The sequence below is a fragment of the Streptomyces sp. NPDC043878 genome (genome assembly GCF_056435735.1).
Genome location: NZ_JBWKDW010000019.1, coordinates 180,205 through 188,456, shown reverse-complemented (window position 1 = coordinate 188,456; position 8,252 = coordinate 180,205). Strand labels below are relative to the sequence as shown.

Annotated in this window: 8 protein-coding genes and 1 pseudogene; 5 read left to right on the top strand and 4 right to left on the bottom strand. The window is 69.1% G+C overall.

Going from position 1 to position 8,252, the window contains the following annotated elements:
• Positions 1 to 1,299: 1,299 nt before the first annotated feature.
• Together AC07AZ_RS25840 and AC07AZ_RS25835 are read right to left on the bottom strand one after the other, a co-directional pair.
• Positions 1,300 to 1,493: pseudogene (locus AC07AZ_RS25840) on the bottom strand (transcriptional regulator); the annotation flags it as partial.
• Positions 1,494 to 1,734: 241 nt separating this feature from the next.
• The gene (locus AC07AZ_RS25835; RefSeq protein WP_478851659.1) at positions 1,735 to 1,971 is read right to left on the bottom strand and encodes a hypothetical protein; all 237 of its coding nucleotides are present in this window, start codon (positions 1,969 to 1,971) and stop codon (positions 1,735 to 1,737) included.
• Positions 1,972 to 2,231: 260 nt separating this feature from the next.
• Between AC07AZ_RS25835 and AC07AZ_RS25830 the strand changes: the two genes are divergently transcribed.
• The 4 genes from AC07AZ_RS25830 to AC07AZ_RS25815 all read left to right on the top strand — a co-directional run bounded on the left by AC07AZ_RS25830 (position 2,232) and on the right by AC07AZ_RS25815 (position 4,476).
• Positions 2,232 to 2,384, top strand: coding sequence for a hypothetical protein (locus tag AC07AZ_RS25830; RefSeq protein WP_478851657.1), 153 nt, complete (start codon positions 2,232 to 2,234; stop codon positions 2,382 to 2,384).
• A gap of 316 nt (positions 2,385 to 2,700) precedes the next feature.
• Entirely contained in the window at positions 2,701 to 2,901 is a 201-nt protein-coding gene (locus AC07AZ_RS25825) for a hypothetical protein (RefSeq protein WP_478851655.1), read from the top strand.
• A gap of 313 nt (positions 2,902 to 3,214) precedes the next feature.
• Positions 3,215 to 3,763 (top strand): SigE family RNA polymerase sigma factor, encoded by a 549-nt coding sequence (locus AC07AZ_RS25820; RefSeq protein WP_478851653.1) that lies wholly within the window; start codon positions 3,215 to 3,217, stop codon positions 3,761 to 3,763.
• A complete protein-coding gene (locus tag AC07AZ_RS25815) occupies positions 3,760 to 4,476 on the top strand; it encodes a SecDF P1 head subdomain-containing protein (RefSeq protein ID WP_478851651.1) in 717 nt (238 codons plus the stop codon). The genes AC07AZ_RS25820 and AC07AZ_RS25815 overlap by 4 nt, the downstream gene beginning before the upstream one ends.
• A 244-nt stretch (positions 4,477 to 4,720) precedes the next feature.
• Here the strand turns inward: AC07AZ_RS25815 and AC07AZ_RS25810 are convergent, their stop codons facing one another.
• Together AC07AZ_RS25810 and AC07AZ_RS25805 are read right to left on the bottom strand one after the other, a co-directional pair.
• Complete coding sequence (locus tag AC07AZ_RS25810; protein ID WP_478851649.1) at positions 4,721 to 5,446, bottom strand: SDR family NAD(P)-dependent oxidoreductase; 726 nt, start codon at positions 5,444 to 5,446, stop codon at positions 4,721 to 4,723.
• A 591-nt stretch (positions 5,447 to 6,037) separates the two neighbouring features.
• A complete protein-coding gene (locus AC07AZ_RS25805) occupies positions 6,038 to 6,325 on the bottom strand; it encodes a hypothetical protein (RefSeq protein WP_478851647.1) in 288 nt (95 codons plus the stop codon).
• Positions 6,326 to 7,024: 699 nt separating this feature from the next.
• Between AC07AZ_RS25805 and AC07AZ_RS25800 the strand changes: the two genes are divergently transcribed.
• Positions 7,025 to 8,164, top strand: a complete 1,140-nt coding sequence (locus AC07AZ_RS25800; RefSeq protein ID WP_478851645.1) for a hypothetical protein — start codon at positions 7,025 to 7,027, stop codon at positions 8,162 to 8,164.
• Positions 8,165 to 8,252 lie beyond the last annotated feature (88 nt).

Sequence of the window (8,252 nt, the reverse complement as noted above, 5' to 3'; positions counted from 1 at the left end):
AGCACAACCCGGGAAGGACATGAAGCCGACCCCCGGGGAAAACACCAGCCGGCACCGAGCACAGGCCCCGGGAGAAAACACCAGCCGAAAGCCGGTGGTGTATCCGGATTGCCGACTGCACCAACCGCAGCCCCCCGTTCATCGTCGTGATGACGACCATGACAGCGGCGCAGGCTCCTACGAACCTCCGCCCCCATGGGGCCTGCTTGATACGACGCCGCACCATGCGACACCTCCAATCCGCCTGACTGGGGCAGGCGCTCACGGGTCGCGGTAGTCATGACAGGAAGATCAAGTTCGGCAACTGTATGTAGACGCGGTGTCAAAATATTGTGGACGGCTTGCTAACGACACCAGGACAAGGTTCGGTGATGATCAGTGCTTACCCGCGACCAAGGGAGTCGTGGTCAGGAAGGGGTAAGTATGCGAGTCACGCGAATGGGCGCAGGGGCAACAGTCGCCGTCACCACCATTCTCGGGGTGAGTCTGGCAGCCGCCGGACCCGCCGCAGCCGCGGGTGGCACCTGGCACGCTTACGGCAACACAAATCCGATCACCTCCAGCTCCAGCACATGGCGTTGCGCCAGCTCCCATAAGGTCGCCGACGATGTGCACGCGCAGGTATGTGCGATCAGGTCGTCAGGCGGAGGCAGCGTGCAGGGGGCAGTGATCGTGCGCAACGACCGATCCAGCGTCTACAGTGCGTCAGCGTTCATGGACCTGCGCACCTCCTCCACCGGCCTGGGCATTTGGTCATGTGAGTCATCGGGAGTCGGGGCGAACTCCTGGTCGGTGTGCTTCGGACAAACCCTCACCCAGAGCAGCCCCGTGAACTCGGCAGGCTCCGCCCTGGGAGCATCCCTCGGCGTGTCACCGAACGTCTGAACCGAAGCCCCAGTGCCGAGGAAGCTGAGAGTCTCGGCGAACTCGGGCGGGCCCGGTGGGCACACGGCATCACGGACCAGATAGTCGCGGACCATTTACGGTCCGTACGGCCAGGGCCGCACTCGACGTAACGCCGGGGCCCCGCTGTCGTTGAAACAGCGCGACTCCATATGCCGGGCCCCGGGGATGATTGACCTCCCCGGGGCCCGTGGCGTCCGACTGGGCGCGAGCGATCAGCGCCGGGGGAAAGGCCGGCCGAAGGCGGGCGGCTGGAGTCCACGTCTCTGGGCTGTGGGTCCGGCGGGTGTGGGTGCGCTCACGGGCACCGCCTCCGTTGCTGGGCGCGTCGGTATCGTTCGACGCCACTGAGGTCGCCGCTCGCTTCTCAACGAAATTGCGGGTTATGGCGGAGGTTCACTCCAGGGTGTCGATCGCAGTCTGGATCACGGCGCGGGCCGCGTCGCCATACACGGCCGTCTCCGCATGACCGGGAACGCCGTCGCGTAGTGGGCCACTTCACGCGGCTGCGTCACGCTGATCTCTGCCGTCAGCGTCTCCACCACGGCCTGGACGTCGTCGTGGAGGTAGAACTCCTCCAGCGGCCACACGGCGGGTCTCGAACGGCTCGTCGTACTTGATCACTCGCTTCGGTAACTGCCCTATGTGCAGGCGGCCTTCGGCTGACCATGTGCTCCGGCCAAGGAATACACGTGATCAGCACGAAGGCCGTGGGGATGAGTCTGTTGCACCATGCTGTCCGGCAGGAACCGTTCGCGGAACTGTCATGCTTCCGGGCCGAGTTGCCCTCCTGCCTGACCGCCCCGGCCGGGTGTGGCCGCTGCGTGCTCGCTACTCGGTACGCCGGACCGCCTGCTTCACCTCGAGCTCCACGCCGGCCCGCATCGTGCCCTGCTCTTTCGCATGCTCGCTCACTGCGGCCTGCACGTCTTGGGCCAGGTCGCGCCATGCCTGCCATGCGGTCTCGTATGCGGGCGGGTCGCCTTGGCCGCGTAGGGCTTGGGCGGTCGCGTGCATCTGGTCGGCGGCGCGTTGCTTCTCCACGAGTTCTTCGAAGGTGTGTGACACGTAGGAACCTTAAGCTGTGCACGACTGATCCCCTCGCCGCGACGTGCACAGCAGGGGGTTCGCCGTCCGGCTCCTACGACGGGAGGATCGGGCGCAGGATTTCGCGCGCGCCCTCGCGGGCGGTCTCTCAAGCCTGCCGCGCGCGACACGCTCGGCTTCGGCCCGGGCGCGCGCTCCGTCTGTGGGCACGGCCGGCAGCAGCCATCGCTCTCACAGACCCAGGAGCGCCCCGTCCGCGCACGGTCTCCCAACGGTCGCTGGTGAACTTGGTGCTCGGGCGCCGGCCTGAGCAGGTCGCCTTCGTCGGCGTCAACGGCTCCCGGAAGTCCACCTGCGTTCGGCTGCTCGCCGGACTGTACGGCTTCCAGGAGGGGGCACGGTCTGCTGAGACGGCGTGGACGTACTGGAAGTAGACGCCGCGTCTTTGCAGGCCCGGGTGGGCTGTGTGCTGCAGGATCCAGTCCGTTTCCCGTTCAGCTCGCTGGCCAACCTGCCGACCTCCCGGGGCACCGTCACCGAGACCGGCCCGCGGTGAACGCGGGCCTCCGGCGCCGAGCAGGTCGTCGCCTGCCTGCCGGCCGCGTGGGAGGCGCTGCTGTCCGACCGGTTCCGCGGCGCAGGAGCTGTCGGCCGGCCAGTGGGCGAAGGTCGCCGTAGCCCAGGTTCTGTGCAAGGACGCGCCGGTGCTGCCGGACGAACCGACCGCCGGCATGGAGCCCCGCACCGAGCATGCCGTGTACCAGGCCGTACTGCAGGGCACACCGCCCGGCGAGCGTCGTGGAGTGCGACCACATCTTCGCCTTCGACGACGACGGCCGCATCATCGAGACCGGCACGCACCGGGAACTGATGGGCCCAAGCGGCGAATACGCCGCCGTGTCCACCCTCCAGGCAGCCGGGCACCGTGCCGAGGCCGGGGAGGCGGCATGACGTCCTATCACCCTCAGCCTCCTCCCCCGGCCCCTTTGGCCGACTCATGCCCGGCCGACTTCTACGCGCACCCCCACGGCGCCAACTGCCCGACGTGCTGCACCACTTCGAGGCCGACGACATCGTTTGGGCCTCCGTGTCCAGGCGCCTGGTCAGAGGACGGTGTCCCGGCCGAGCGACAGCACAGGCCGCATGAACCGCCAGGACGCTCCGTGTGAGGAGCCTGGCAGCGTCGTGGTCGAGAGAGTCTGACCGGCAGGGCAGTCGAACCCCCTGCCGCACCCGTCTTCACGGGGGAACGAGGGAGGGCGCATTGAACGCCGACGACGAACGCGAGTTCCGCGAGTTCGTGGCGGCGCGGTCGAGATCGCTGCTGCACACGGCCTATTTGCTGACCGGGGACTGGGAGCAGGGCCGCGACCTGCTCCAGACCGCGCTCGCGTCCACCGCCCGGCGCTGGTCGCAGCTGCGTGACCGGCAGCAGCCGGAGACCTACGTGCGCCGGGCGATCTACCACGCCCAGGTGGACCGCTTCCGCCTGCTCAGTTGGGGGAAGGAGACGGTCACCGACACGCTGCCGGACTCGTCCGGGCAGGCTGCCCACTGGGCCGACATCGTGGTCCAGCGGCAGGACATCATGGCCGCGCTGCGGCGGCTGCCCAAACGCCAGCGGGCGGTGATCGTGCTGCGCTACTTCGAGGACCTGCCGGACCCCGAGATCGCCGCGATCCTGGGCGTCGCCCAGGGGACGGTCCGCAGCCAGACCCACAAGGCCCTGGCCTCCCTCCGCGCCGCCTTCGCCGAGGCAGAACCGTCGGCTACCACCTCCTCCTCTGCCTCCGGAAGGGGCGTCATCGCATGAACGACTCGACCGAACACCCGCTGCACGAAACGTTGCTGCACGACGCCTTGCACGCCCATGTCCAGGAGAGCGGCGGTAATGCCGCCGGTCCCTATCTGGTCGGCCTGGCCGACGGCGCATTGCAAGTCGCCCGGCGGCGGCAGCGGCTGGCCCGCGCCGGGGCCGGCATCGTCGCAGCGGCCGTGGTCGCCACCACCGCCGTCGCCGTCGCGGACGGCGCGACCCAGCGCGCGCACGTAGTTCAGCCCGCCGCAACGGGCACGGGGAACACCGAGAAGGCGGCCCTGATCTCCATCCTGCCGGTCACCTCGTCCACGGAGCCCGGCTGCACCCACGGCAGCGGCGGCTACACCGTGCACGCGAGCGCGAGCCACCCGGCGTTCTGCATTCACGCCGACCGGGCCAGGGGCATGACCGACATTCGTGTCACCTCCGCTAAGGCTGCGAAAGGCGCCACCGACGGCACCTGGCAGGTCGAGGTGAACCTCAGCTCCGCCGACCGGGCCCGTTTCGCCGCCCTCACCGGCTCCATCGCCGCGGCCCCGTCCCCACGCAACGGATTCGCCATCGTCATCGACGGCACGCTCTGGGGCAACCCCAGCGTGACCTCCTCGATCACCGGCGGCCGTCTCGAAATCGTCGGGGCCTTCGTCGGGGACCTCACCAGCGCCGCCGCCCACGACCTCGCCCTCCGCCTGGATACCGGCAAATGACCCGCAGGACTGGCGGCCCCCGGCGAGCAGCCGCTGCCCGACCGGCGCGTGGTCATCCTGATCCGGGTGTCCCGCCTGTACGGGACCGCCCCGGACATCCCCTCCCGGGACTGAGACATCAGTGCGTACGCCTCATATGCCGCGGTCTGGGCCGTACCGATCCGCGGACACCGGCAGGCGCCGTGCGTTGAGCGGCTCCACGTGTTTCGACGTGGAGCCCCTCAGTGTCGTGGATGGTGACGGCTCAGAGTGCGGTGCCGGTCTCTTCGGTCAGTGCCTGCAGGAGGCGGTCCTGGAACCCTTCGTCGTGGACTGAGTGATGCGGCTCCGTCCGCTGGCGGTGGTACCAGTACCCGCCGGTGGTCAGGGCCTCGGGTTCGTCGCTGGAGGCGAGCCACTCCTGCGTGCGATGGCCGAGTTCCAGATCGTCCGGCGCGCCCGCTCCGCCCATCTTCGTCGGCACCCAGCCCGGATCCACGGCGTTGCTCAGCGTTCCGGGACGCAGGCGGGCCACTGCGGCCGCGAGCGTCGTGGCGAACAGCTTGCTGTCGGAGTACGACCCTGCGCTCTCGCCCCGCCAGTCGACCCCGTCGAGCAAGGGGCGGCCGCCGAAATGAGAACCGCTGCTCAGATACACCAGCCGGCGCGGCCCGCGCAGCAGTGCCGTGAGCAGGTAGGGCGCGATGATGTTGACCGGCATGACCGCCGGCCCACTCCACACACCGGCGTTGTGGATGACCGCGTCGAGCGACCCTGTATCGTTCAGCTCCGCGGCGATGCGCCGTACGGCGTCGCGCTCCGTGAAGTCGCCCACCACGAGGCGCGCTCCCCGGTCGACCAGCGGGTCGAGGTTCCTCGCGCGCTCATCGTTCCGGGCGTGCACCACCACCTCGTGCCCTGCGGACAACAGGGAGTCCGCCGCGCGCCGTCCAAGGCCGTCCGCTGACCCGGTCACCAGGATCCGACTCATGATCGCACCGCCCTTTCCACGTGGGTTCCGGTGCGCGCGACATCCGGGTCCAAAGTGAAGGCGCCCTCCGCGCGTTTCCGCCCGTCGTCGCCTTGCATGAGTGCTCCTTGCATCGCAGTGTGCTTCCTTCCGCTCGTGGTCCGCCCCCCATTACCGTCTTCGTGGCCCCGATGCCGGCTTGCTGGAGCTCACGTACCACCCACTGGACCTGCTCATGTCCACCTAAGAGATGCACGCCTGACCATCTACACGGCCGAGCCCGGCAGCGCCTCCGTGTTCCCTCGCGGCACGACCGGCATGTCCGGCACACCACCCACAGGAGGAACCAGCTCGCTTGACCGGACAGCCCGCAGCTCAGGCTGAACCAGCGGGATCAAGCTGCGAGCCCTCGAGCTGGGCGCCTGCCAGGGCCCACCAGAGGAGATCGTCGAAGGCGGTGACGACCGCGCTGCGCTCCAGGACGGCTGCCGCCGATCGACACCGCCGCCTGCCCGACGAGAAGCAGGCCGGCGAGGGCAACCACCGCTCCGGCGTCGATCGCAACGCCGTCCGCACCATCTCGTGCCGTTGGCCCAGGCCCCCCGGATCGCCTCAACCCAGACCACGATGGGCGGCCCACAATGCCTCCGCGCGGCCGGCGGCGCCGACGACCAGAGCCGCCAGTGCGGGTCTGTCGGGGACGGGGAACGAGACATATGCGCCCCGGCCCCCGCCGACTGGTCGCCCGTAGGCCTTTGTAGCGAGGTGACAGTCCGGGAGAAGCCGGATATTGAGCGTGGTCAGTTGGAACACCTCACCGCGTCGAGTGTCCGTCCAGCGGAGCGCCTGCGGGATCGTGACGTTGATCGCCAGAGCACTCACTTCCAGGTCGCTGCTCATGGACGGATGATCTCACGCGAGTCGCCGCAGACATCCGGATCGCAGTCTCGGAGCGCCTTCACGCCTTCAAGCGGGCGGAGTTGTGCCCGACGCGGGCGCCGTGTCTGCGTGCTTCCCAGGCGATCCCTTTCGCAGCCTTCCCCGAACCACGAACACCGGATCCCCGACGTGTCAGTCGTGCCCTGCGCCTCCGCGACGGGGCGGTGTATGCGCGTAAGGAGACGGCCCTGCCATCAGTGCCGGATTCGCGAGATGTTCGGCTCGGCCGCTTGCGCAGGCCGTGCAGGCCTTCGGCTTGAGCAGCCGCTGAGGCGAGCAACGGCAGGCCGGGACACGTCGGCCGGGCCGGCGGTGTGATTCAGCTCGGCCCGGTGCGCCGCCGTGCCTCGTCCGCGAGGGTCCGCCGGAGTCCCGCGTCTGCTCCGTGACCTGGCCAGTCTGCTCGCGCGCCTGTTCCTGCATCCAGCCCGCGCCGTTCCCTGAGGGCGGGGCAGCTGCGCCGGGCGACGCGAGGGGGCTGGCCGTTGCCGGTTTCGCAGGCGCACCACCGGGGTGTAGGCCCGGCTTCCGTATCTGTCGGACCTGTGTGAACTATGCGCCGCTTCAGGCCAGTTGGGCAGCAAGTGGTTGACCTGCACATGGCGCAGTGGTCGGCTTGCGTTCGCATCCCATCCGACTGAGGAGAGGAAGCACACCGCTATGCGCAACAGATCACCACGGGGGCGGATCCTGCTGGCCGCGATCGCCTCGGCCCTGCTGGTACCCGTCAGCTTTGTCGGCCAGGCGCATGCCGACAGCCACCATCCCGTCACGGACAAGCAGTCCGGCACGCGGATCGTGCTCGGCACACCGGAAAAACTGAAGACCGTCAAACCGGCGGCGGTCCCGGAGGCCAGGGCTGTCGACTGCGCCGAGGGCACATCCGTCCACGACCGCACATCGTCCTGCTCCAACTACCGTATCCCGGTGGAGTTCCTGGTCGACGGTGCGCCCGCCGGATCCGCCGTCCTGCACAGCAAGGCGACCGCGCAGCTGGACACCCGAAACCGCTACCAGTGGAAGCAGCGGGTCGAGCTGAAGCTGACCGATCCGACAACACCGTCCGCCGCCGAGGTGTCTGCCACGGTCAAGTACCAGACCGGGCACGCCACCGCATCGACGGCGCTCACCCGCATCCTGATCCCGTACGTCACCCAGACGTTCGACTTCACGTTGTCGTCGCCGGGCCGGGACCTGGTCAACGACAGCATCGTTCCCTACGGGGACTTTTCGGCGCCGGGCTTCGACGACGGTAGCGCCTACCTGGGCGAAACCTTCCGCCCACGCTGCGACAACACCCCACGCATCACCCCCGTCGTCACCGGCGGCTGCGTCTACCCCGACGTCCCCGCCCTCTGGCAGATCGACGTCACCGACTGGCGCGTGGACAGCGTGGGCTGGCACGTGCTGTGGGCGCAGAAGAACCTGGCCCAACCCTGGGGCGTCAAGGGCACCCGGTATCCGCTGCACCGGACATTCGACCAGTCGCTCATCGCGGACAACCGGCGGACCGCCTGCGGCCCTGACGTGCCCCGGCCGCCCGGGCCGGGACTGGCCTGCGACGAGTACCCCTTCGCCCAGTCCTACGAGGGCGCCAGCCGCAACTCCGACTACTCCTGCGAGTTCCTGCACAGCCGCGACAACAGCCGTGAAGGCAGCTACCGCAAGGCATCGCTGAACGGGCAGCGCGTCCTGGAGAACGACCCGTTCTACGTCGCGGTGATCAACGTCCCGGCGACGCTGACCCCGCAGAAGCTGGACCAGCTGCGCGGCCCCGTCGGCTGCGGCGTCGAATCCTGAATCACGCCCAACCTGTAGCACCCGCGGGGCCGGGGTCCCCCTCCGGGGGGAGGGGGGGTGGCCCCTTGGGGGAGGGGGCGCTCTGCTG

Excerpts from the sequence above, each read along its gene's own strand:
- AC07AZ_RS25810 (WP_478851649.1), bottom strand. The coding sequence starts at position 5,446 with ATGAGTCGGATCCTGGTGACCGGGTCAGCGGACGGCCTTGGACGGCGC.
- AC07AZ_RS25815 (WP_478851651.1), top strand. The coding sequence starts at position 3,760 with ATGAACGACTCGACCGAACACCCGCTGCACGAAACGTTGCTGCACGAC.
- AC07AZ_RS25800 (WP_478851645.1), top strand. The coding sequence starts at position 7,025 with ATGCGCAACAGATCACCACGGGGGCGGATCCTGCTGGCCGCGATCGCC.
- AC07AZ_RS25825 (WP_478851655.1), top strand. The coding sequence starts at position 2,701 with ATGCCGTGTACCAGGCCGTACTGCAGGGCACACCGCCCGGCGAGCGTC.
- AC07AZ_RS25805 (WP_478851647.1), bottom strand. The coding sequence starts at position 6,325 with ATGAGCAGCGACCTGGAAGTGAGTGCTCTGGCGATCAACGTCACGATC.